At 73.9% G+C, this 22902-nt stretch carries 24 protein-coding genes; 16 read left to right on the forward strand and 8 right to left on the reverse strand.

Features of this window, described 5'->3' with window-relative positions:
- Positions 1 to 146: 146 nt before the first annotated feature.
- The 8 genes from ACQP17_RS33080 (at position 147) to tgmB (ending at position 7696) form a co-directional block, all read left to right on the forward strand.
- Positions 147 to 1412 (forward strand): NAD(P)/FAD-dependent oxidoreductase, encoded by a 1266-nt coding sequence (locus ACQP17_RS33080; RefSeq protein WP_433859606.1) that lies wholly within the window; start codon positions 147 to 149, stop codon positions 1410 to 1412.
- Positions 1409 to 2179, forward strand: a complete 771-nt coding sequence (locus tag ACQP17_RS33085) for a DUF1365 domain-containing protein (protein WP_433859607.1) — start codon at positions 1409 to 1411, stop codon at positions 2177 to 2179. Before ACQP17_RS33080 ends, ACQP17_RS33085 begins: the two co-directional genes overlap by 4 nt.
- Positions 2176 to 3489, forward strand: a complete 1314-nt coding sequence (locus ACQP17_RS33090; RefSeq protein WP_433859608.1) for a class I SAM-dependent methyltransferase — start codon at positions 2176 to 2178, stop codon at positions 3487 to 3489. Before ACQP17_RS33085 ends, ACQP17_RS33090 begins: the two co-directional genes overlap by 4 nt.
- Positions 3486 to 4781: a class I SAM-dependent methyltransferase gene (locus ACQP17_RS33095; RefSeq protein WP_433859609.1), complete on the forward strand. Its 1296-nt coding sequence runs from the start codon at positions 3486 to 3488 to the stop codon at positions 4779 to 4781. Before ACQP17_RS33090 ends, ACQP17_RS33095 begins: the two co-directional genes overlap by 4 nt.
- Positions 4778 to 5605 (forward strand): DUF1295 domain-containing protein, encoded by an 828-nt coding sequence (locus ACQP17_RS33100; protein ID WP_433859610.1) that lies wholly within the window; start codon positions 4778 to 4780, stop codon positions 5603 to 5605. The genes ACQP17_RS33095 and ACQP17_RS33100 overlap by 4 nt, the downstream gene beginning before the upstream one ends.
- Positions 5602 to 6303 carry an alpha/beta hydrolase gene (locus ACQP17_RS33105; protein ID WP_433859611.1) on the forward strand — a complete coding sequence of 234 codons (702 nt, stop codon included), beginning with the start codon at positions 5602 to 5604 and terminating at the stop codon, positions 6301 to 6303. Before ACQP17_RS33100 ends, ACQP17_RS33105 begins: the two co-directional genes overlap by 4 nt.
- A 265-nt stretch (positions 6304 to 6568) precedes the next feature.
- Positions 6569 to 6760 (forward strand): putative ATP-grasp-modified RiPP, encoded by a 192-nt coding sequence (gene tgmA, locus ACQP17_RS33110; protein WP_364873945.1) that lies wholly within the window; start codon positions 6569 to 6571, stop codon positions 6758 to 6760.
- A gap of 6 nt (positions 6761 to 6766) precedes the next feature.
- Positions 6767 to 7696 (forward strand): ATP-grasp ribosomal peptide maturase, encoded by a 930-nt coding sequence (gene tgmB / locus ACQP17_RS33115; protein WP_433859612.1) that lies wholly within the window; start codon positions 6767 to 6769, stop codon positions 7694 to 7696.
- Positions 7697 to 7755: 59 nt separating this feature from the next.
- Here the strand turns inward: tgmB and ACQP17_RS33120 are convergent, their stop codons facing one another.
- From ACQP17_RS33120 to ACQP17_RS33130, 3 genes are all read right to left on the reverse strand, one after another.
- Positions 7756 to 8277: a hypothetical protein gene (locus ACQP17_RS33120; protein ID WP_433859613.1), complete on the reverse strand. Its 522-nt coding sequence runs from the start codon at positions 8275 to 8277 to the stop codon at positions 7756 to 7758.
- A gap of 135 nt (positions 8278 to 8412) precedes the next feature.
- Positions 8413 to 9669 (reverse strand): acyl-CoA dehydrogenase family protein, encoded by a 1257-nt coding sequence (locus ACQP17_RS33125; protein ID WP_433859614.1) that lies wholly within the window; start codon positions 9667 to 9669, stop codon positions 8413 to 8415.
- A gap of 254 nt (positions 9670 to 9923) precedes the next feature.
- Entirely contained in the window at positions 9924 to 10382 is a 459-nt protein-coding gene (locus ACQP17_RS33130; RefSeq protein WP_433859615.1) for an RrF2 family transcriptional regulator, read from the reverse strand.
- Positions 10383 to 10543: 161 nt separating this feature from the next.
- Here ACQP17_RS33130 and ACQP17_RS33135 point away from each other — a divergent pair, with 161 nt between their 5' ends.
- The 7 genes from ACQP17_RS33135 (at position 10544) to ACQP17_RS33165 (ending at position 17458) form a co-directional block, all read left to right on the forward strand.
- The gene (locus ACQP17_RS33135; protein ID WP_433859616.1) at positions 10544 to 11080 is read left to right on the forward strand and encodes a (2Fe-2S)-binding protein; all 537 of its coding nucleotides are present in this window, start codon (positions 10544 to 10546) and stop codon (positions 11078 to 11080) included.
- A 1-nt stretch (position 11081) separates the two neighbouring features.
- Positions 11082 to 12080 carry an FAD binding domain-containing protein gene (locus tag ACQP17_RS33140; RefSeq protein WP_433859617.1) on the forward strand — a complete coding sequence of 333 codons (999 nt, stop codon included), beginning with the start codon at positions 11082 to 11084 and terminating at the stop codon, positions 12078 to 12080.
- Positions 12077 to 14326, forward strand: a complete 2250-nt coding sequence (locus tag ACQP17_RS33145) for a xanthine dehydrogenase family protein molybdopterin-binding subunit (RefSeq protein WP_433859618.1) — start codon at positions 12077 to 12079, stop codon at positions 14324 to 14326. The genes ACQP17_RS33140 and ACQP17_RS33145 overlap by 4 nt, the downstream gene beginning before the upstream one ends.
- A 229-nt stretch (positions 14327 to 14555) precedes the next feature.
- The gene (locus ACQP17_RS33150; RefSeq protein ID WP_433859619.1) at positions 14556 to 15266 is read left to right on the forward strand and encodes a response regulator transcription factor; all 711 of its coding nucleotides are present in this window, start codon (positions 14556 to 14558) and stop codon (positions 15264 to 15266) included.
- On the forward strand, positions 15263 to 16756 hold the full coding sequence (locus ACQP17_RS33155) for a sensor histidine kinase (protein WP_433859620.1): 1494 nt from the start codon (positions 15263 to 15265) through the stop codon (positions 16754 to 16756). Before ACQP17_RS33150 ends, ACQP17_RS33155 begins: the two co-directional genes overlap by 4 nt.
- 52 nt (positions 16757 to 16808) lie before the next feature.
- Positions 16809 to 17222, forward strand: a complete 414-nt coding sequence (locus ACQP17_RS33160; RefSeq protein WP_433859621.1) for a hypothetical protein — start codon at positions 16809 to 16811, stop codon at positions 17220 to 17222.
- The gene (locus tag ACQP17_RS33165) at positions 17219 to 17458 is read left to right on the forward strand and encodes a hypothetical protein (protein WP_433859622.1); all 240 of its coding nucleotides are present in this window, start codon (positions 17219 to 17221) and stop codon (positions 17456 to 17458) included. Before ACQP17_RS33160 ends, ACQP17_RS33165 begins: the two co-directional genes overlap by 4 nt.
- 78 nt (positions 17459 to 17536) lie before the next feature.
- Here ACQP17_RS33165 and ACQP17_RS33170 read toward each other — a convergent pair whose 3' ends face one another.
- From ACQP17_RS33170 to ACQP17_RS33180, 3 genes are all read right to left on the reverse strand, one after another.
- On the reverse strand, positions 17537 to 18196 hold the full coding sequence (locus ACQP17_RS33170; RefSeq protein WP_433859623.1) for an NADPH-dependent FMN reductase: 660 nt from the start codon (positions 18194 to 18196) through the stop codon (positions 17537 to 17539).
- 273 nt (positions 18197 to 18469) lie between these two features.
- Positions 18470 to 18727: a WhiB family transcriptional regulator gene (locus tag ACQP17_RS33175; protein WP_189098067.1), complete on the reverse strand. Its 258-nt coding sequence runs from the start codon at positions 18725 to 18727 to the stop codon at positions 18470 to 18472.
- 258 nt (positions 18728 to 18985) lie between these two features.
- Positions 18986 to 19321, reverse strand: a complete 336-nt coding sequence (locus tag ACQP17_RS33180; protein ID WP_433859624.1) for a hypothetical protein — start codon at positions 19319 to 19321, stop codon at positions 18986 to 18988.
- 448 nt (positions 19322 to 19769) lie between these two features.
- On the opposite strand from ACQP17_RS33180, the gene ACQP17_RS33185 reads away from it, so the two are divergent.
- Positions 19770 to 20759: an ornithine cyclodeaminase family protein gene (locus tag ACQP17_RS33185; RefSeq protein WP_433859625.1), complete on the forward strand. Its 990-nt coding sequence runs from the start codon at positions 19770 to 19772 to the stop codon at positions 20757 to 20759.
- Positions 20760 to 20807: 48 nt separating this feature from the next.
- On the opposite strand, the gene ACQP17_RS33190 is transcribed toward ACQP17_RS33185, so the two are convergent.
- Both ACQP17_RS33190 and ACQP17_RS33195 read right to left on the reverse strand, forming a co-directional pair.
- Positions 20808 to 21344: a hypothetical protein gene (locus ACQP17_RS33190; protein WP_433859626.1), complete on the reverse strand. Its 537-nt coding sequence runs from the start codon at positions 21342 to 21344 to the stop codon at positions 20808 to 20810.
- 320 nt (positions 21345 to 21664) lie between these two features.
- On the reverse strand, positions 21665 to 22888 hold the full coding sequence (locus ACQP17_RS33195) for a globin domain-containing protein (RefSeq protein WP_433859627.1): 1224 nt from the start codon (positions 22886 to 22888) through the stop codon (positions 21665 to 21667).
- Positions 22889 to 22902 lie beyond the last annotated feature (14 nt).

Genomic DNA, 22902 nt, shown 5'->3' on the forward strand with positions numbered 1-22902 from the left:
CCGGGCTGCCCGCGTACCGCCCGCGACCGCCCGCGAGATCGTGCGCATCGCCACCAATCCGCGCCGCCACCGGCTCCGAATCCCCGGGTGAGCAGGGCGCCGCGACAAGGCAGCGGCCCCGCCCCGACAGGAGGAGGCAGCCGGCTGTGGAGCGTCGACGGATAGCGGTGGTGGGCGGCGGGGTCGCGGGGCTCACCGCGGCCCATGTGCTGGAGCGAGGCGGGTGCGAGGTGACGCTGTACGAGGCGGAGGACCGGCTCGGCGGCCACGCCCACACGCACGACCGGCCCACGGCTGACGGCCGGACGGTGCGCGTCGACACCGGGTTCATCGTCCACAACGCGCGCACCTACCCGCTGTTGCTGCGGCTCTTCCGCGAACTCGGGGTGGCCACACAGGACTCCGAGATGAGCATGTCGGTGCGGTGCGAGGGCTGCGGACTGGAGTACGCCGGCGCGCGGGGCCCGGCCGGGGTGTTCGCCCAGCCGCGCAACGTCCTGCGGGGCCGCTATCTGCGGATGCTGACCGAGATCCGGGCCTTCCACCGTGCGGCGCGCGGCACGCTCGCCCTCGACCCCGGCGACACCCTGACCCTGGGCCGGTTCCTCACCGCGCACCGCTTCTCGCGCTACTTCGTCCACCACTTCGTGATGCCGCTGGTCTCCGCGGTGTGGTCCTGCGCCCCCACCACCGCCGTGCGCTACCCCGCCGTCTACCTCTTCCGCTTCCTGGAGCATCACGGGCTGCTGTCGGTCGGCGGCTCCCCGCGGTGGAGGACGGTGACCGGCGGCTCGGTGGAGTACGTCAGCCGGGTCGGCAAGCAGCTCACCGCGGTACGCACCGGCACCCCGGTCCGCGCCGTCCACCGCACCCCCGACGGGGCCCGGATCGTCACCGAGGACGACACCACGCACGCCCATGACGCGGTGGTGCTGGCCACCCACCCCGACCAGGCGTTGCGGATGCTCGCCCGGCCCACCGAAGACGAGCGGGAGACCCTCGGCGCGTTCCGCTACTCACGCAACCCCACCGTGCTGCACGGCGACACCTCGCTGTTGCCCCGCGCCCGCGGGGCCCGCGCCTCGTGGAACTACCTGATGGCCTCGTGCACCACGCCCGCCGACGAGGTGCAGGTCAGCTACGACATGAACCGGCTGCAACGGCTGGATGCCGCCGAGGACTTCATCGTCACCCTCAACGCCGGCGACCGCGTCCCCACCGACCGGATCCTGGCCCGCATGGTCTACGCCCACCCCCAGTACACCCCCGAGTCGCTCGCCGCCCAGCAGCGGCTGCCACAACTGAACACGGCGGTCACCGCGTTCGCCGGTGCCTACCACGGCTGGGGCTTCCACGAGGACGGCTGCCGCTCCGGCGTGCAGGCGGCCGCTGCCCTGGGGGTGCGCTGGTGACCACCCCCGCGGCCGCCCCGGCCGTCCCCGACACCGGGGCGAGCACTCCGGCGCTCTACGAGTGCGTGGTCTCCCACACCCGTACGGCCCCGGTGCGCCACTCCCTGCGCCACCGCACCTACCTCTGGCTGATCGACCTCGACCACCCGCCCCGGCTCCCGGCCGCCCTGCGCCCGCTGGCCCGGTTCGATTCCCGCGACCACTTCGGCGGCACCGCGCCGACTCTCCGTGCGGGTCTGGAACGGTTCCTGACGAGCCGTGGCGTGGACCTCGACGGCGGGCGGGTGCTGATGCTCGCGCACGCCCGCGTCCTGGGCCACGTCTTCAATCCGCTGACCCTGTACTGGTGTCACGACCGGCACGGCCGCCAGCTCTGCGTCGTTGCCGAGGTGCACAACACCTACGGCGAGCGCCACTGCTATCTGCTGCGCACCGACGCACAGGACCGCGCGGAGAGTGCCAAGGAGTTCTATGTCTCCCCGTTCTTCCCCGTCGACGGCGCCTACCGGATGCGCCTGCCCGAGCCCGCCGGCCGCCTCGATCTGACCGTCCAGCTGCGCCGCGGGCAGCGCACGCCGTTCACCGCGACCGTACGCGGCACCCGGCGGCCCGCCACCGTCCGGCAGCTGCTGGCCACGGCGCGGCGCCACCCCTGGTCGACCGCCGCGGTCTCGGCCGCGATCCGCCGGCACGGCATCCGCCTGTTCCTGCGCGGGCTCCCCGTACAGCCCCGTACCCGCCACCGCCTTCAGGAGGGCATGAAGTGAACACCTCCGTCTCGGACCGCACCGCAACCGGTGCCGCCGCCCCGGCTCCCGTTGTCGCGACGGCTCCGGCGCGGCCGGACGCGGCAGCCTGGCCGGACGTGGCGCGCGGCCCACGCGCCTCGGCCCTCCGCACCGGAGTGACCCGCCGAATCGTCCAACGGGCCCTGGCCGCACTGCCGTTGAGAGTGCTCTACGGTGACGCGCCGGTCACCGGCGACGAGGGCCCGCTGCTGCGGGTGCACGACCCGGAGGCGTTCTTCGGCCGGATCGGTGCCGACGGGCTGATCGGCTTCGGCGAGTCCTACATGGCGGGGGAGTGGGACGCCGACGACCTGGTCGGCGTGCTCACCGTGCTCGCCTCCCGGCTGACCTCGCTGGTGCCCCGCCCACTGCAGTCGCTCCGGGGCGTCTGGACGCGCCGCCGGCCCGGCGCGCAGCGCAACACCCTGGACGGCGCACGGCAGAACATCCACCGCCACTACGACCTGTCCAACGGCCTCTTCGCGCTCTTCCTCGACCGCAGCATGACCTACTCCTCCGCCGTCTTCCGCAGGCGTCCCGCCGCGTGGGACGACCTGCCCGACGCCCAGCACCGCAAGATCGACCGGCTGCTGGACCTGGCCGGTGTCGGCGAGGGCACCCGGCTGCTGGAGATCGGCACCGGCTGGGGCGAACTGGCCCTGCGCGCCGCCGCCCGCGGCGCCCGGGTGGTCTCCGTGACCCTCTCGCAGGAGCAGCGGGAGCTGGCCGTCGAGCGGATCGCCCGGGCCGGCCACGCGGACCGGGTCTCGGTCGAGCTGTGCGACTACCGGCAGGTGACCGGGGTTTACGACGCCGTGGTGAGCGTGGAGATGATCGAGGCGGTCGGCGAGGAATACTGGCCCGTCTACTTCGAGGCCCTGGCCCGCCTCGTGGCACCCGGCGGCCGGATCGCCCTCCAGGCCATCACCATGCCGGACGCGCGGATGCGCGCCACCCGCACCACCTACACCTGGATCCACAAGTACATCTTCCCCGGCGGCATCGTCCCCTCCGCCGAGGCCATCGACCGGTGCGCGGCATCCGCCGGTCTCCGGGTGCGGGAGAGCGACGGATACGGCGGCCACTACGCCGAGACGCTGCGGCTGTGGCGCGAGCGCTTCACCGCACGCTCCGCCGAGGTCGCCGCGTTGGGCTTCGACCCGGTCTTCCGCCGGATGTGGGAGTTCTATCTCGCCTACTCCGAAGCCGGATTCCGGGCCGGCTACCTCGACGTCCGCCAGCTGCTCCTGACCCCCGCGACCCCGACGCAGGACGGAGAGCGCCGATGACGCCCGTCGCACACCGACTCGCCGCACTCCTCGACGACCACTTCCCGGGCGGCCTGCCGGTGCGGCTGCGCGCCTGGGACGGCAGCGAGGCCGGGCCGCCGGACGCGCCGGTCGTCGTACTGCGCACCCGGCGCGCACTGCGCCGACTGCTGTGGCAGCCGGGCGAACTGGGCCTGGCCCAGGCCTACATCGCCGGAGAGCTGGAGGTGGAGGGCGACCTCGCGGACGCGCTGAGCGGAGTGTGGCGCGCGGTACGTGACGGCGGCCCGGCCCCGGCCGCTCCCGGCCCGCGGCAGCTGGCCGCGCTGGCCGTCACCGCCCTGCGCCTGGGGGCGCTGGGCCCGCGCCCGCCCGCCCCCGGCGCCCCGCAGGCCCGGCTGCGCGGCGCGCTCCACAGCACCGGCCGCGACCGGGCCGCCATCAGCCACCACTACGACCTGTCCAACGACTGGTACGCGCTGCTGCTGGACGAGACCATGGCCTACTCCTGCGGCTACTGGAGGCGCCCCGACGACCCGTCCTACGGGCCGGCCGACGCGCAGCGCGACAAACTGGAGCTGATCTGCCGCAAGCTGGGGCTGTTCCCCGGTGCCCGGCTGCTGGACATCGGCTGTGGCTGGGGGAGCCTGTCGCTGTACGCGGCACGGGAGTTCAAGGCCCACGTCACCGCGGTGACCCTGTCGCGGGAGCAGCACGACCACGTGGCCGCCCGGGTCGCCCGGGAGGGGCTGGGCGAGCTGGTCGACGTCCAGCGCAGGCACTACCGGGACATCACCGAGGCCCACCACGACGCGGTGTGCGCCGTCGAGATGGGCGAGCACGTCGGCGACGCCCAGTACCCGGCCTTCGCCGCCCGCCTGCACACGCTGCTGCGTCCCGGCGGACGGCTGCTGGTCCAGCAGATGTCCCGCGGCGCCGGAGCCCGGGGCGGCGGCGCGTTCATCGAGTCCTACATCGCCCCCGACATGCACATGCGCCCGCTCGGCGAGACGGTCGGTCTGCTGGAGTCCGCCGGGCTGGAGGTGCGGTCCGTCGAGTCGCTGCGGGAACACTACGTACGGACCATCGCCGCCTGGCAGCACACCCTGGAGACCCGCTGGGCGGAGTTCGTGGCGCTGGCCGGGGAGCCGACCGCCCGGGTGTGGCGGCTGTACATGGCCGGCAGCGGACTGGCGTTCCGCGAGCGCCGGATGGGCGTCGACCAGATCCTCGCGGTACGCCCCACCCCGGACGGAGAGGCCGCCATGCCGCCCACGCCGTTCGACTGGTACGCGCCGGGAGGACGGGGATGACCGGACTGCCCTGGGCGGCCCTCGCCGTGGGCGCCGCGGCGTCGGCCGGGGCCGCCCTCACGGTGCTGCTGGTCACCTTCGCCGCCGCCCGCGCCAGGGGGCTGCACCGGCTGGTGGACATCGCCTGGGGCGTGGCCTTCGCGGTGGTGGCCCTGGTCGGCTGGGTGCTGTCGGCCGGCCACGGCGACGACGGCCGGCGGCTCGTGGTCACCGTCCTGACGGTGGTGTGGGGGCTGCGGCTGGCCGCCCACATCGCCCGCCGCGGCCGCGGGCACGGCGAGGACCCGCGCTACGAGCGGATGCTCGCCAGGGCCCCCGGCAGCCGCGACGCCTACGCCCTGCGCATGGTCTATCTGCTCCAGGCCGCCTTGGTGTGGCTGGTGTCCCTCCCGGTGCAGGTGGCCCAGTACGTTCCGGTGCCGCTGGGGCCCGGGGCCGTCGCCGCCGGACTGCTGTGGGCCGCCGGCTTCGTCTTCGAGAGCGTGGGGGACCATCAGCTCGCCCGGTTCAAGTCCGACCCGGCCCACCGGGGCAGGGTCATGGACCGCGGCCTGTGGAGCTGGACCCGGCACCCCAATTACTTCGGCGACTTCCTCGTCTGGTGGGGGCTGTTCGGACTGGCCTGCGGCACCTGGCAGGCGGCGGCCGTCAGCGTCGTCTCGCCGCTGGTGATGTCCTTCCTGCTGACCCTCGGCAGCGGCAAGCGACTGCTGGAGAAGCAGCTCGCCGACCGTCCCGGATACGCCGCCTACACGGCCCGCACCAGCGGATTCCTCCCCCTGCCACCGCGCCGCCACCCCGACCCGGAGGCCCCCCGCCCATGACGACAGGCACGACCCGGCCCCCGGAGCCCGACCACGGGCGGCCGCACCGGCCGCTGGTGGTGCACCACGGCCCGGACACCGCGCAGGCGGCCGTGCTGTTGCTGCACGGAGGGCGGCCCGACGACCGCACCCCGCCCACCCGGCTCGACCTCCCCGCGCTGCGGATGCGGCCGTTCGGCTCCGCGATCTCCCGCACCCCGCGCGGCCGGGAGGTGCTGCTGGCCTCCGTGCGCTACCGCTACCGGGGGTGGAACGGCCCGCGGGCCGATGCCGCCCGGGACGCGCGCGCCGCGCTGGACGAACTGGTCGCGCGGGTCCCGGACGCGCCGGTGGTGCTCGTCGGCCACTCCATGGGCGGCCGGGCCGCCCTGCGCACCGGCGGGCACCCCGCGGTGCGGGGCGTGGTCGCACTCGCTCCCTGGTGCCCGCCGGGGGAGCCCGTCACCCATCTGCGGGAGCGGACGCTGGTGCTGCTGCACGACGTGCGCGACCGGATCACCGACGCGGAGGCCTCCTGGCACTTCGCCGACCGTGCCCGGCGGTCCGGGGCCCGCGTCCACACGGTCGCCATGCCGCGCGGCGGACACACCATGCTCCGGGGCGCCCGCCACTGGCACCGGTTGACCGTGGACCTCGTCGCCGCCCTTCTGGACGGCACACCCGTGCGGGACGCGGTCGGCGGGGTGCCTCCGGAGTAGGCTCACCGTTCACTGACGAACCGTCAGCCCCGCCTGTCCTGGCGGGGCTTTCCGGCGTGCACGGGGCCCGGCGCCTACACGGCGACACAAAGGGAGGACAGTGAGTACGCGTTCGCCGCTTTTCAGTCAAGGGGAACGCTGGAAACGAGCAAAAGAAGCAACTAAACGGCCAGATTGTCGCGTCTTCCGTGCAGAGTCATAAGGCGGGGCCTTCCACCTCTGCCCCGTGGCTAAGGCTCGGAAACCGTTTTTTGAAGGAGATGGCATGCGACCGTTTGCGTTGAGTTACGCCCGGCCGGCGGTGAAGTCGCCGACCAGCACCCCCTACAGCTACGACGCCACGCGGCAACTCAACGTCCTGCCGGACGGACGCCCGGCCACCTGCAGCCGCGCCGTGCTGCTGGCCACCGGCACCACCGCCTCCACCGCCGGTTCCAAGACCCACTTCGACGACTGAGCACCGATGACCGTCCTGGTCCTCACCTGTGAGGAAGACCTGACCGCGGACATCGTGGTCGCGACGCTGCACGACCTCGGGGTGCCGCTCGTCCGTCTCGACCCCGCCGACCTCCCCGGGCGCGTCTCCCTGTCGGCCGAGTACACCGACCACGACTTCCACGGCTACCTGAAGTCGGGCGAGCGCATGGTGAGCCTGGACAGCCTGCGCTCGGTGTGGGTCCGCCGGCCCGGCGCCCCCGGAGCGCGCTCGGCCGAACAGTCCGCCTGGATCACGGCCGAGGCCGAACAGGCGCTGTACGGCATGCTCAGCTGCACCCGGGCACGCTGGATGAACCACCCCACCGCGGCCGCACAGGCCCGCTACAAGCCCTGGCAGCTCCACGTCGCCCACCGCAGCGGCTTCCTCGTACCCCCCACCCTGCTCACCTCCTTCCCGTCCGCCGCCCGCCAGTTCGCCGCCGCCCAGCGGGACCTCGTGGTGAAGTCGGTCAGCGGAAAGCACCCCGGCGACCCGCCGATGGTGCTGCCCACCACCCGCATCAGCCCGGACACGGACTTCTCCGGCGTGGCGGCCGGCCCGACCCTGCTCCAGCGGCATGTCCCCAAGGCCGCCGACATCCGGCTGACCTGCGTCGGCGAACAGCTCTTCGCCGCCCGGAAGAAGGCCGACCCCGACGAGGTGGACAGCCGCTTCACCCACCACGGCACCTGGGAGCCAGCCGAGGTCCCGGACGCCATCCACCGGGCGGTGCTCTCCTACCTGGACATCGCCCAACTCGCCTACGGGGCATTCGACTTCGCCGAGGACCCCGAAGGCGCCTGGTGGTTCCTGGAGTGCAACCAGGGCGGGCAGTTCGGCTTCGTCCAGCTGGAGACCGACCAGCCCATCGCCCGGGCCATCGCCGACTGGCTGGCGGTGAAGGCGCCGCACTGACCCGGGGGCGGCGCATGCCCCGAAGGGCCGCGATCCGGCCCGGGCCCGCCGCCGTCCGGCTACTTGCTCACCACGTTCGCGATCACGATGAACAAGCCGATCAGCACGTCCACACCACCGACGCGCAGAGACGCCGGCCACCCCCGCTGCGCCACCCGGGCCGCCCACACGCCCCAGCCGAACAGCGCCACCATGTTGACGCCCAGGGCGACTTCGACCGCGCTCTCCTCGCTCCACCAGAGCGCGTAGGAGCCGAGCAGGGCGGCCACCGTCGGCAGCACCGCGACCACCAGCGGCCATTCGGTGAGCATGGAGCGCACCGCGCTCGCGGTGACCTGGGTGTCCTCCTCGGTGCGGTGCGCGATGGAGTGCGCGTAACCGTGGGCCGCGGCCGACGCGATCGCCGCCAGCGTCACCCACAGCGCGTCATACCCGGGGTCCGCCGGCCGGCCCTCGTGGTCCAGGGCCGCCGCCAGGGCGCTGGCGAGCACCGAGCCGTACACCCCGCCGAACAGCAGCCGCTGGAGGGGCTCCTCCCGTCTGCGTGGCCGGTGTACCGGAGCACTGCTGCTTTCTGACAAGGCGCCACCTCACAGGACCGACGGGCTTCCCCGCTCGGGGAGGCACACACGAGATGTAGCAGCCCCCGGTGCCGATCCGTTCGAAGCTGCGCCGACGGCCCGGCGATTTGACCCCTCACCGCGCGACGCGCCCCGTCAGGCGCGCAGGGTCAACGGCGGGTGCGTGCCGTTCAGATAGTGGTCGCCGATGTCCCGGAGCCGGTGCGCGGGGGTGGTCCGCGCCGTGAGGACGCGGGCGTTGCGCCAGAACCGGTCGAGGCCCAGGGGGTCGGCGGCGCCCCCGGTGAGTTCCAGGACGCGTGTGGTGATCCGCATCGCCGAGCGGCCGGTGACGGCCTCCGCCGCGGCCACCCGCACCGCGATGTCGGCCCGTTCCTCGACCCCGAACCCGCGCCCGGCCGCCAGCCCCCGCGCCAGTGCCTCGGTGGCCGACTCCACCACCACGGCCGCGGTATGAGCCGCCGTCACCAGCTCCCCGTACGCGAGCAGGAGATAGGGATCCCCGTCGGCGCGGTCCGGGCAGGCACCCTCGTCCGGTGGCGCCCCCGGCCGTCGGCCCGGTGCGGCGCGGTCGGCGTCCCGCGCCTCGGCCAGCGCGCCTTCGGCGGTGCCCAGCGTGACGTGGGCCAGGGCGAGCCGGAGCGCCAGCGGGGCGAGCGTGGCGAACGGGGAGACGGCGTGCTCGTCGCGGGGGACGGTGCCGAGCACCTCGTCCACGGGGACCGGGACGCCGTCGAAGGTGAGACTGCCGGCTCCCGTCAGCCGCTGGCCGAGACGGTCGTGCGCGGCGTCGGCGCTCACCCCGGGGCGCTCCGGGTCGAGACACACCATCAGCCAGTCGCCGGTGGCGGTGTCCACCCCGCCGAGCACCAGCCGGTCGGAGACCTGCACCCCCGCGGCGAGGGCGGCGTGCCCGTCGAGGAGGTATCCGCCGCCGGCCGGTGTGAGCGTGAGGCCGGGCCCCGTGGCCGGCTCGGCGCCCGGGAGGTCGGTGCTCCCGCCCCACAGCCACCGCTCGGCCACCGCCCGGCGCTCCAGCTCGTCGGCCCGTTCCGGGGTGGCGAAGAAGCGGGGACTCCACGACAGCGCGTAGTGCCGGCCCAGCAGTTCGCCGATGGAGCTGTCCGCCGCCGCGATCTCCCGGAGGGCCGCGCAGGCGGTGCGCCAGTCGGTGCCCCGGCCGTCCGGCCCGGGCGGGGTCAGCAGCGCGGGCAGCCCCGCCTCGCGCAGCCGCGCGGCCTCGTCGAACGGCGGTTTGCCCGCCCGGTCGCGCGGCAGGGCGTCCACCGCCAGGTCGTCCGCGACCTCACGGGTCAGCCGCGGCCGGAGCGCTTCGCCGGCGCCCGGGGCGGACGGCGCGGGACCGGGCCGTGCTGCGGACTTCTTCGGCATGGCGCGGTGCACCGTCCTGTCGGGTGTGTCGGGCGCGGCGCCGGCGGCCGCGCCACCGGCCGGAGAGACGGAAACCGTGCCGTGGGCACACCCGTCCCCTCTTCCCTGGTTTTCCCACTGGATTGATAGGAATAGCGGAGAGGCAAGAATGCGGCGCCGACTGCGCGCGGAGCAAGGACCGTTCACAGCATGGACAAGGCGGTCTTGGGATACGAGATCAACGCACAGGGGAAGCCGGCCGGGCGGGGGTGCCCTTACGGGTTGGCCCAGGAGGCCGGGTCCTCCGTCAGCGCGGACACCTCCGCCGGGAGCCCGGCCGAGGCGACATCGGCCAGCGACACCCCGTCGAGGATCTCCCGGACATTGGCCCGCAGGGCGATCCACAACGGCAGCAGGGACTCGGCGGGACCGGAGTAGGACAGCTCCGGCGGACGCACGCCGCGGACCGAGACCAGCGGCCCGTCCACGACACGGATCACATCGGCGATGCTGATCGCCTCCGCGGGCCTGGCCAGCCGGTAGCCGCCGTTGCCGCCGCGCCGACTGTGCACCAGCCCGCCCCGGCGCATGTCGTTCAGGATGCCTTCGAGGAACTTGTGCGGAATGTCCTGGGCGTGTGCGAGGGCCTCCGCCTTGAGCGGGCCCGCCTCCCGGGCGGCGGCGAGTTCCAGCGCGGCACGCACGGCATAGTCCGCCCTGGCTGAGATCCGCATGCCCCGCATTATCCCGCACGGGACGCGGTGCGAGCCCTCCGGGGCCCTCGCGTCCCCGTGCGGACGGCCGCGTCCCCGTCCTGACCGCCGCCCCGCCCGGTTGCGTGCTCCGGCGACCGGACGGACGCTCGACGTACGGCATCGACTCCGAGGTGAGTGTCGTGGCAGACAAAGGCGCGTCCGTATCCGTCGCCCAGCCCTCCGCCGTGGAGACCCGCGGGCCCGACGGCGTGCGGATGGACCTCGTCGTCAACGGCGTCCCGCGCGCCCTGTCCCTGGAACCACGGGTGAGTCTGCTGGACGCGCTGCGTGAACACATGGCGCTGACCGGTACCAAAAAGGGCTGTGACCAGGGCACCTGCGGAGCGTGCACGGTATGGGTCGACGGGCGCAGAGTGCTGGCCTGCCTGACCCTGGCCGTCACCTGCGAGGGCCGCGAGGTCACCACCATCGAAGGGCTCGCCGAGGGCGACGAGCTGCACCCGATGCAGCGCGCGTTCCTCGCACACGACGCCCTGCAATGCGGCTACTGCACCCCCGGCCAGATCATGTCCGCCGTCGCGCTGCTGGAGGAGGGGCATGCCGAGACCGACCGTGAGATCGCCGAGTGGATGAGCGGCAACATCTGCCGGTGCGCCGCCTATCCCCATATCCGCTCCGCCATACGCGAGATGCGGGACCGGAAGGCAGGACAGTGACGTGCGTGCCCTCAGCTACACCCGTGCCACCGACGTCCCCGGCGCGGTCGCCGCGGTGACGAACGACCCCGGCAGCTCCTTCCTCGCGGGCGGCACCACGGAGGTCGATCTGATCCGGCTGGACGTGCTGCGCCCGAACCGGCTGGTGGACATCAACCGGCTCCCGCTGGCCGACATCGAGGACCGCCCCGACGGGGGACTGGTCATCGGGGCGCTGGCCCGCATGAGCGAGGTGGCCCAGGCGCCGGGTGTCGTGGAGCGGTACCCGATGCTGGCCCAGTCGCTGCTCCTGGGAGCCTCGGCCCAACTGCGGAACATGGCGTCCATGGGCGGAAATCTGATGCAGCGGGTGCGGTGCTCCTACTACCGCGACGCCGAATCCGCCTGCAACAAACGCGTTCCCGGTAGCGGCTGTTCGGCGCTGGAGGGCGTCCACCGCGGTCACGCGATCCTCGGGACCAGCGAGCACTGCATCGCCACCCACCCCTCCGACATGGCGGTGGCACTCGTCGCACTCGACGCCGTCGTGCACGTGGAGGGCGTCCGAGGAGCCCGCGCCCTCCCCGTTGACGACTTCTTCCTGCTCCCGGAGGACACCCCCGAACGGGAACACCCCCTCACCCCGGGCGAGCTGATCACCGCGATCGAGGTCCCGGAGCTCCCCATGGCGCGCGGCTCGCTCTACCTCAAGGTGCGTGACCGCGAGTCCTACGAGTTCGCCCTCGCCTCGGCGGCGGTGGCGCTGGACGTGGCGGAGGGGAGGATCCGCGGGGTCCGGCTGGCGCTGGGCGGGGTCGCGACCAAGCCGTGGCGGGCGCACCGGGCCGAGGAGACGCTCCTGGGGCAGCCCGCCGACGAGGACACCTTCGTGCGGGCCGCGGCCGCGGAGCTGGCACCCGCCGTCACCCGCCCGATGAACGCCTTCAAGGCCGAACTCGCCCGCCGCACCGTCGTGCGCGCGCTGCGGACCGCCACCAGCCCGCGGGGCGAGCCGGCATGACCACGGGCAGCACTCTCGAAGCCGTCGGCCGGCCCCTGGACCGGGTCGACGGCCCCGCCAAAGTCACCGGACGCGGCCGCTACGCGGCGGAGTTCACCTTCCCCGGCACCGCCTACGCGGCCCTCGTCGGCGCCCGTACGGCCCAGGGGCGGATCACCGGCATCGACACGCGCGCGGCACAGGACGCCGACGGGGTGCTCGCCGTGCTGACGCACCGCAACCTGCCGCGGGTCGCCGCGCCGCCGCGTCTGCTGCCGTCCCTGGCCGGCCACGCGGCCCCCGGGGAGAGCTTCTTCCCGATGCAGGACGACGTCGTGCACTACTTCGGTCAGCCCGTGGCCATGGTGATCGCCGACTCCCACGAACGCGCCCAGTTCGCGGCCCGGCAGGTCCACGTCGACTACGCGCGCGGCGCCTCCGTCACCACCCTGGACGAGGGCCGGGACCAGGCCTACGAACCCGAGGCGATCTTCGCGGGGTTTCTCCCCGCCCGCAGCGTGCGCGGGGACGTCGAGGCCGGCTTCGCGGCGGCGGCCCACCACCTGGACGCCACCTACTCCTTCGCCGCGAACCATCACCACCCCATCGAACCCTCGGCCACCACGGCGGTCTGGGACGGTGACCGGCTCACCCTCTACGACGCCACCCAGGGCATCGCGGCCAGCCAGAACACCGTCGCGGCGCTGCTGGGCATCTCCCCGTCGCAGGTGCGGGTGCGGGCCTCGTTCGTCGGCGGCGGATTCGGCTGCAAGGCCATGATCTGGCCGCATGTGACCCTGGCGGCGATGGCCGCACGCTGGGTGCGGCGCCCGGTCAAACTGGCGCTCACCCGCGAGCAGATGTCCACCTCCTGCGGCCACCGCGAGGAGCAGGAACAGCGCATCGAACTGGGGGCGACGGACGACGGCCGGCTCACCGCGCTGCGCCACCACAAGCTCTCGCTGACCTCGCCGTTCGACGACTGGGCGGAGCCCTCGCTCGGCATGGCCGCGCAGGCATACGACTGCCCCCACTACGAGGGCGTCTACCGACTGATCCGCAGCAACACCATGACGCCCACCTTCACCCGCGGCCCCGGTGAGACCACGGGGATGTTCGCCCTCGAATGCACCATGGACGAACTGGCCCACCGCATCGGCGTCGACCCGGTGCAACTGCGGCTGCGCAACCACGCCGAGGCCGACCCGCAGACCGGCCGCCCCTGGTCGAGCGACGGCGCGGCGGAGTGCTACCGCCGCGGCGCGGCCCGCTTCGACTGGCAGTCCCGCGACCCCGCGCCCCGCTCCGAACGGGACGGCAACTGGCTGATCGGCAAGGGCATGGCCACCGCCGGATACCCGGTGTTCTTCCCCCTGCAGCCGCAGCGCGCCCGGGCCCGTCTCTGCGCCGACGGCCGGGCCGTCGTGCAGGCCGGGACCCAGGAGTTCGGTACCGGAGTGGCCACCGTGATGACCCAGGTCGCCGCGGACGGCCTCGGCGTCGCCGTGGACCGGGTCCGCTTCGAGTACGGCGACACCGATCTGCCGAACGTCGCGGCCACGGTCGGCTCGGCGGGCGCCGGCATGATCAGCGCCGCGGTGCAGACCGCGGTCACCACCCTGCGCGACCAGCTGATCGAGCAGGCCGTCGCCGACCCCGCCTCCCCGCTGCACGGGGCCGACCCCGCGACCGTCGCCGTCCGGCAGGGACGGATGGAGCTGCGGGGCGACCCCGGAGCCGGCGAGACCTACCGCCAGCTGATGGAGCGTCATTTCATGACCGACATGGACGCGCTCGGCAGCTGGAGCCCGCCCGCCCCCGACACCCCCTACGGGCTCGCCACCTTCGGCGCCCAGTTCGCCGAGGTCGCCGTCGACCGGGACCTCGGGCTGGTGCGGGTGCGCCGGATGGTCGGCGCCTTCGCCCCCGGCCGGGTCCTCAACGCCAAGACGGCCCGCAGCCAGGCCATGGGCGGGATGCTGTGGGGCATCGGCCAGGCGCTGCTGGAGGGCACGGTCGTCGACCCCCGCGACGGCCGCTGGGCGAACGCCGGCCTGGGGGAGTACCTGCTGCCGGTCAATGCCGACGCCCCCGATGTCGACGTCGAGTTCGTGGAGGTGCCGGACGAGGTGGTCAACCCGCTGGGCGTCAAGGGGCTCGGCGAGGTCGGCATGGTCGGTGCCGCGGCGGCCATCGCCAACGCCGTCTTCCACGCGACCGGATACCGGGCCCGGGAACTGCCGATCAGGATCGAGCACCTGCTGTAGGGCGACCGGCGGCCCGGTTGTCCCGCAGCCCGTCCCTCCCGCCCACCGCTCCCGCCGACGCACCCCGGACGAAGGCCCCGCAAAGGCATCTTCAGGGAAAATTCCGCCGAACGCCCGGCATCCCGGAACAATCCCCTCCCACCCCGTCCGCCTTCCACGACCGCGGTCGTGGCGCCGCCGAGACCATGCCGCATGCTTTCGGCAGGCTGCCGTCACCACGGAGGGGTGCATGTACGGACAAAGCGGTACCGGACGGGTCCTGCTGGTGGACGATGACGCCGCGATCCGCCGCTCGCTGGGCCGCGGGCTGCGGCTGAACGGCTTCACCGTCGGACTGGCGGAGGGCGGCAGGGCCGCGCTGGAGCGGCTGGCGCAGTCACCCCCGGACGTCATGGTCCTCGACATCTCGATGCCGGACCTCGACGGCATCACCGTGTGCCGGCGGCTGCGGGAGAGCGGCAACGACATACCGGTCCTGATGCTGTCCGCGCTCGACGAGGTCGCCGACCGGGTCGCCGGGCTCCAGGCCGGCGGCGACGACTACCTCGTCAAGCCGTTCGCCCTGGACGAGCTGGTGCTGCGCCTGCACGCGCTGCTGCGCCGCCGGCCGCCCGCCGACACCGACACCGTGCACGTCGGCGGCCTGGCCCTCGACACGGCGGCACACCGCGCGCGCCTCGACGACCGGGAGCTGACCCTGACCCGGCGGGAGTTCTCCCTGCTGGAGGTCCTGGCCCGCAACGCCGGGCAGGTGCTGACCCGTGACCAGCTGCTGGAGCGCGTCTGGGGCTACGACTTCGAGGTCCGCACCGACGCCGTGGACACCTTCGTCAGCTATCTGCGCCGCAAGCTGGAGGCGGGCGGCCGCAGCCGGATCGTGCACACGGTGCGCGGCGTGGGGTTCGTCCTGCGGGACGACGAGAGCGGGGCGGCGCGATGAGGCTGTCCACCCGGATCGCGCTGGTGGCCGGGACCGTGGTGCCGCTGCTGGTGGTGGCGTCCGGCTGGGTCCTGGTGACCCTGGTGGGCAAGGACCTGCGCGCCCAGGCCGACCAGCGGCTCACCGCACGGGCGCAGAGCGTGGCGGTGGCGGCCCGCGGACTGCTGCGCGCCACCTCGCACGACCGCCCGCGCGCCGAACAGGCCCGCCAGCGCAAGCTGTTCACCGCCGCCCTGGACGTCGGGGTGCGGCTCACCGGCCCCGGCGGCACCCTGCGGGACGGCCCGCAGCCCGCCGGTTCGGTGCCGCTGCCCGGGGAGCGCACCCGCCCGGCCACCGTGCGGTCGCACGGCCAGAGCTGGCGGGTGCTCGCCGTACCCGTGAACGGCGGCGGCCCCGGGGCGAGCGGGATGCTGTGGCTGTTCTCCCCGGACACGGCGCGCGAGGCGCAACTCGGGCTGGTACGCCGCAGGGTGCTCACGGTGGCCCTGCTGGCCGCCCCGCTCGCCGGCGGCATCGGCTGGCTGCTCGCGGCCCGCGCGGCCCGGCCGCTGCGCCGGCTGCAACAGACGGCCGGCGGCCTGGATCCGTACACCAGCGCCGCCCGGCTGGAGCACGCCCCCACCGGCATCACCGAGGTCGACGACCTCGCCCGCACGCTCCAGACGTTTCTGAGCCGCTACGACGAACAGGCGGCCCGCACCGTCGAGGCGCTGGCGTCCGCCCGCTCGTTCTCCGCCGCCGCCTCCCACGAACTGCGCACGCCCCTGATGAGCATGCAGACCAACCTCGACATCCTGGAGGCGTTCCAGGATCTCGACGCCGCCGACCGGGCGGAGACCGTGCACGACCTGCGGCACGAACACGCCCGGCTGCTGGGCCTGTTGGTGATGCTGCGCGCCCTGGCGCAGGGCGATCTGGTGGAGGCGGAATCGTTCGAGGCCATCGACCTGGCCGAGCTCGCCGACGAGGCGGCCGCCGGACTGCGGCGCGGACATCCCGCGGCCGAGGTCGTGGTCGACAGCAGCCCGGGGCTGACGGTCCACGGATGGCGGCCCGGCCTGCGGTCGCTGCTCGACAACCTGCTGACCAACGCGCTGGTCCACGGCCGGTCCACCGGCGCCGGAGGGTATGTCGCCCTCTCCCTGCGCACCACCGGCGAGGCCGCCGCGCCCCGCATCGTCCTCGGCGTCGACGACCGCGGCCCTGGCGTGCCCCCGCAGCGGCGGGCGGAGGTCTTCCGGCGCTTCCACCGCCGCCCGGACAGCCCCGGCTCCGGCCTCGGGCTCACCCTGGTCGCCCAGCAGGCCGCCCTGCACCGGGCCGAGCTGCGGGTCCTGGACGGCCCCGGCGGCCAAGGAGCCCGCTTCCAGGTGACGTTCCCCGCCGAGCGGCCCGGTCTCCCCGGACACCCGGCGCTGCCCGCGCACCGGGACTGGCTGGCGGACCCCGCGGAGCGGCCACAAGGTTTCCACAAGGAACACCCCTAATTTCTCCGCACATGCGGGCACCGTGCCCGCCTTCCTGTGAGGAGGACCCTTCATGCGCACCCGCAACCTCGCCCTCTCCTCGGTGGCCGCCTGCACCGCGCTGCTCGGCGTCGTGGGCACCGCGGCCGCCGCGGACAGCAGCAGCACCCCGGCACCCTCCGCGTCCGCCAAGCACGGCCCGGGCGACGGGTCGCGGGGGCTCTGCAAGCGCGCCCCCAAGATCGACAAGCGGCTGACCAAGGCACTGCACCGGCTCCAGGGCAACGCCGGGGTCCGCGGCTCCGTCGCCCGCCTGGAGAAGCGGGTGGCGAAGGCCAAGGCCGCCGGACACAACGAGGTCGAGACCTTCCTCAGCCACAAGCTCACCCACCGCAAGTCCCTGATCCCCACGCTCCAGCAGCGGCAGAAGGACCTCGCCAAGGTCGCCTCCTGGTGCCGTACCCAGCACAACGCGGCCTCCTCGTGACCCGCATCGGACAGTGCGCGGTGCTCGTGGTGACCACCCTGGTGTGCGGACTGCTCGTCGCCGGATGCGGCAACGGGGTACGGACCGAGGGCAACGCTCCCGCCGCGACCCCGTCGTCCGCCGCCCCGTCCTCCGCGGCACCGTCACCCACCGACGCCGCGGAGATGCAGAAGCTGGTGGACGACGCCGCGAGCGCGGCCGCCGCCGCGGATTCCGACGCGGCCGCGGACCGCTGACGGCCGCCTGCGTACGTCCCGTCACGGGGCGGGGCGTACGCAGGCGGAGCACACACCGCCGCGCTCAGGGCGGGCTGCTCAGTCCTCCGCCCGCTGGGTCACCGGGGCCCCGGTGCGATCGCCGAGGAACTCGTACCAGCGGCGCTGCAGACAGACATAGCGGGCGTCGGCCTCGACGAGGTGGAGGAACGCCGTGACCGTCTCCTGCAGGCGCCGCTGGAGCGCGGGGTCGGTCAGCTGCCCGTCCTCGGTGAAGCCCTGGTGCGCCCCGGCGAGGCTGAACATGTCCGGGTAGACCCGGGTACCGAGGTGTTCCAGCGGCACCCGCAGCGCCCACAGCCCCCGGTTGCCGCCGACCAGGGACGGGGAGGCGGAGAGCAGCAGCGCGTGCTTGGTCTTGAACGGCTGTGGCCGGATGCGGGAGACCCAGTCGATCGCGTTCTTCACCACACCGGAAACGGAGGCGTTGTACTCGGGGGAGGCGAGAACGAAGGCGTCGGACCGCTCGAGCCGGTCGCGCAGCGCGAGCGCGCCGGCCGGCACGCCGTCCGCGGCCTCCGCGTCACCGTCGTACAGCGGCATGTCGAAATCCCGCATCGCGGCCAGGTCGACGTCGGCGCCGGCCTCGGTCATCATCCGCGCCACCAGCGAAGCCAGCCGGGCATTGGTCGATCCGGTGCGCAGCGCGGCGCCGAGCACGAGGACGCGCAGCGCGCCGGGGTGGCCCTCGGTGGTCATGGCGACGTCCTTCCGGAACCGTGCCCCGGGAGCCCGCCGCCGCATGCGCCGGGTCGGTGTCCGGGGGTGACGGCAGGCTACCGGCGCCGGGCCGGCAATCCGGGTATCCCTCGCGCCGCGCCCGTCACCTGGCCCACGGGCGCGGTAAACCCACCCTGTGCGGGCACGACGGCGGGGCGGTGGCGGATCGTGCTCCGCCACCGCCGCCGGCGGTTCGGGACGGTGGGGCCGGGGTGCCGCCTCGCGGTACCGGACCCGGCAGCCGGGGACACGTCACACGGCGGCACTGCGCGCCCGGTTGCGTGCGGCCCGACGGCGCATGGCCCGCCGTTCGTCCTCGCTCATCCCGCCGCAGACCCCCGACTCCTGACGGGACTCCAGCGCCCACTGCAGGCACTGCCCCATCACCGGGCAGCGGCGGCAGACGGCCTTGGCCTCCTCGATCTGCAACAGCGCGGGGCCGGTGTTGCCGACCGGAAAGAACAGCTCCGGGTCCTCCTCACGGCACACGGCGTCATGGCGCCAGTCCATGGATTCCCTCCCTTTCTCCGCGGGGAACGCGGTCCACAAGGCAATGCGGCGAGGCGCCGGAACCGCTGATTGCCTCACCCGTCCTGCGACGGCGCCTCGCTGTCCTCGCGTGCCCGATCCTGCGCGCGCAATGCGTCGTCCCTTCGGGGTATACGGATTCGCCCGCTCGTTCACCCACGACGGCCCGGGGGAGCGGCGGAAGGCACGGTGCGGCCCCCGGTCAGGGAGCCGCACCGTGCCTCGCCGTGCCCGGCGGGCTCAGTGCCTGCAGGAGTAGTAGCCCTTGTGCCAGGTCTTCACCCAGTAGCCGGGGTGCCAGTACTTGCTCCAGTACCCCTTGTGCCAGTGGTGGTGACCGTCGTACCAGCCCCCGTGCCACCTGTACTCCCAGTGCCCCGGGTGCCACACCTTGGTCCAGTAACCGGCGTGCCAGACGCACTTGGAGTGCAGGGCCTGGCCGACCGTGGACGTGGTGGCCGGCGCGGCGGGAGCCGCGGCAGTGGCCATGCCCGCGGTCCCCATGGCCGCTGCGCCGGCCAGCACCGCGCCGGCCGCGGCGACCGCGAAGGAGCGCCTCACCTGCTGTGCTCGCATGGAACTACACCTCCTGTTGAGCCCACGGGGCTCGGGAAGGGACGCTCGGGGCACTGTCCTCACGAGCCGTGCGGCAGGGGCCCAGAATTCATCGGCGTCCGAACCGCCCGCGACTCCGTGTGCGGGGTCCGTGCCCGTCGTCCGGCTTCCGGCCTCTCGGCCTGCCGGGCACCCGGCTCGCATAAAAGCGGCATAAAGAGAATTTACCCCAGATCGGGCATTGGTGAGAGGGTTGCGCAGGGTCGCGAACGGTGACCCGGCGCAGTCGGAACCGTGGCTGCCCGCGGCGGCCTCACACGACGTCACAGCCGCCCGAGGGGGCGCGCACCCGCCACCCCTCGCCCCTCACCTCCCCGCACTTGTCAACCGTCCCCGGCCGCGGGTTACGGTCGGCAACCCGGCCCGGTGGGACGCCGGCCGGTACGCGGTGAGCGGGAGGATGCGACGCATGCTGGTTCTCGGACGTGCGCAGGTCGAGGCGCTGATCGACATCGATGCGCTGATCGACGCCCTGGCGTCGGCCATGACGGACCTCAGCGCGGGGCGCGCCGCGGCCCCGGACCGGGTGGCCGTGCGGGTGGCCGAACGGGACGGCTTCCTGGCCGCGATGCCGGGCCATGTGCCGTCGGCCGACACCCTCATGACCAAGCTGGTCTCCGTCTTCCCGCACAACGGCGGCACCGGCCTGCCGACCCATCAGGCGCTGATCGTCGCCTTCGATCCGCACACCGGGGAGCCCATCGCGCTGCTGGACGGAACGGCGATCACCGCGGCCCGTACCGCCGCGGGGTCGGCGCTCTCGGCCCGTCTGCTGGCCCGTGACGACGCCTCGGTGCTGGCGATCCTGGGCACCGGCGCACAGGCCCGGGCGCACGCCGCCGCCATGTGCCGGGTCCGCCCGATCGGGCAGATCCGTGTCGCGGGCCGGGACCGCGCGAAGGCGGCCGCGCTGGCCGGGACACTCTCGGCCGAACTCGGGCTCCCCGTCACGGCGTGCGCGGGTTACGCCGAGGCGCTCGACGGCGCGGACATCGCCGCCGCGACGACCCATGCCGTCGACCCGGTGATCCGCCGTCCCTTGCTCACTCCGGGCGTCCATGTGACGTCGGTGGGCTTCAACCCGGAAGGCCGCGAGATCGACGATGCCACGATCGCGGAGGCACTGGTGTGCGTGGAATCGCGGCAGGCGGCCCTGGCCCCGTTCCCCGCGGGCAGCAACGACCTGCTGGAGCCGCTGCGCGCAGGCCTCATCACGGAGGAACACGTACACGCCGAGCTGGGCGAACTCCTCACCGGCGGCGCGGCGGGCCGCACCTCGCCGGACCAGATCACCCTCTACAAGTCCGTCGGCGTCGCCGTGCAGGACGCCGCGGCCGCGGCGCTGGTGGTCGCGGCCGCCCGGGAGCGGTCGGTGGGCACGGAGATCAGCCTGGGCTGACACCCGGGCGCCGACGGCCGGGGCGCGGGACCGGGCCGCCGGCCGGCCTCAGCGTCCGTACGCACTGCGGCACAGCTGCACCAGGTCCGGGCGGACCCGGCCGGACGCCATCCGGCACATCACCCCCGGGTCGACCGACGACCCGTGCCGCCCCGATCCGGGATCCGCCCGCCGCCGCTCACCCCCGGCGTGCCGCTGCCGTGACCACCTGCGCACCGGGGGCTGGACACGCTCCCCGGGCGGCACGACGCGCGGCGGGTCCGCGACGGCCCGACTCCCGCTCCGCTCCTCCCCGTTGACCGCCGCGGCCTGTTCTCGCGCGGCGTCCTTCTCGTGCGCCTTCTTCTTGTGCACTTTCGGCCGGCGTCCGGGCTTGTGCCGTGCGGAGGCCACGTCCACCAGCCGCTCCCGCGAGGACCCCTTGCTGGGAACGACCACCGGTGAGGGCCGGGCCGGAGCGACCGTACGGCCGCCCGGTGCGGGACCGGGCCCGTGTACGGAGCCACCGGCCGGCAGGGAGACGCAGCCGCTGGTGGCCAGGAGGACGGCGGTCGCTGTGACGAGACGAAGAAAGAGAGGGCGCACCCTCTCACGGTGTCGGAGGCGCGTGGGCTGTCCAAACGACGCGCCGAAGGCTCCACGCGGACGAAGGACGGATGCGAACTCCCGTAGGACTCCCGCGCCGACACGGCGGTTCGAACATCTCTGTGCCGCTCACATGGGCAGCGACCGCAGCCGCACCGGCCCCTACGGGTCCGCCACCTCCCCGAGGATCTCGTTCAACTCCTGCTGGGTGTAGCGCGCGAGGGGGACGACGGTGCGAGACGCGGACGGTGAGGTGGCAGCCATGACGGCATCATGCGGTGTGCTCCGGCCCTCGGCAACGGACATCGGGCGGGGTGTGCCTACAGGCCGAGATCCGGGCCGAAGACCTCGTAGTGGATCCGCTCGGCGGGCAGCCCCGAGGCCAGTAGTTGGGTGCGTACCGCCTTCATGAACGGCACCGGCCCGCAGAGGTACGCGGTGGTCCCGCAGGGGATGGCGAGCCGGGTCAGATCCATCAGGCCGGTGTGCACGCTCACCGCCCCGTTCGGGCCCTCGTCGCCGGCTCCCTCCTCGTACCAGAGTTCCGCCGTCGCGTCGGAGAGCTTGTCGGTGAGCCGGCGCAGATCCGTGCGGAACGGGTGGGCGGCCGGCGACCGGTCGGCGTGGGCGGTGATGATCCGGCGCCGGGAGCCGGCGGCGGCGAGATGCGCGAGCATGCCGATCATCGGGGTGCAGCCGATGCCCGCCGAGGCGAAGAGCAGCGGGCCCGCGCCGCCCTCGGAGAGCACCACCTCGCCGAACGGCGGGCTCACGTAGAGGATTTCCCCGTCGTGGACGTGTGCGTGCAGATGGCCGGAGACCTCGCCCGCGGGGTCGTGGGACGGCTCCCCGGTCCGGCTGCCGGCGGCCACCCGCTTCACGGAGATCTGCAGTCCGCCGTCCAGCTGTCCGGACAGGCTGTACTGGCGTATCTGCCGTGCGCCGTCGGGGAGTTGGACCTGCACGGAGACGTACTGGCCGGGGCGCGACGGCGGGACGGGGGCGCCGTCGGCCGGCCGCAGGAGGAAGGTCGTGACCTCCGCCGTCTCCTGGATGCGGCCGGCGACTCGATAGGGCCGCCACGCACCGCCGTCCCGGCCGCCGGCCTCGTCGGTGAGCCGCTTTTCCAGGGCGATAAGGGCATGGGCCATCAGCCAGTACACCTCGTCCCAGGCCCGCACCACCTCGTCCGTCACCGCGTCGCCGAGCACCTCGGCGATGGCCGCGAAGAGATGCTCCCGCACGATCGGGTACTGGTCCGCGCGCACGCCGAGCGAGGCGTGCTTGTGCGCGATCCGCGCCAGCACGGCGTCCGGCCGGCCGTCCGGGTGTGCGACGAGATGGCCCGCGAAGGCGGCGATCGATCCCGCGAGGGCCTGCCGCTGACTGCCGTTGGCCTGGTTGCCGCGGTTGAAGAGGTCGCGCAGCAGCTGGGGGTGGGCGGCGAAGAGCTTCTCGTAGAAGAGCGCCGTGATCTCGCCGAGGGCACCCCGTACGGCGGGGAGGGTGGCGGTGATGGTCCTGGCGGACTCGGTCGACAGCATCAACTGCTCCTGGT

It is taken from the genome of Streptomyces kronopolitis, from assembly GCF_050953795.1.
GTDB classification, from domain to species: Bacteria; Actinomycetota; Actinomycetes; order Streptomycetales; family Streptomycetaceae; genus Streptomyces; species Streptomyces kronopolitis_A.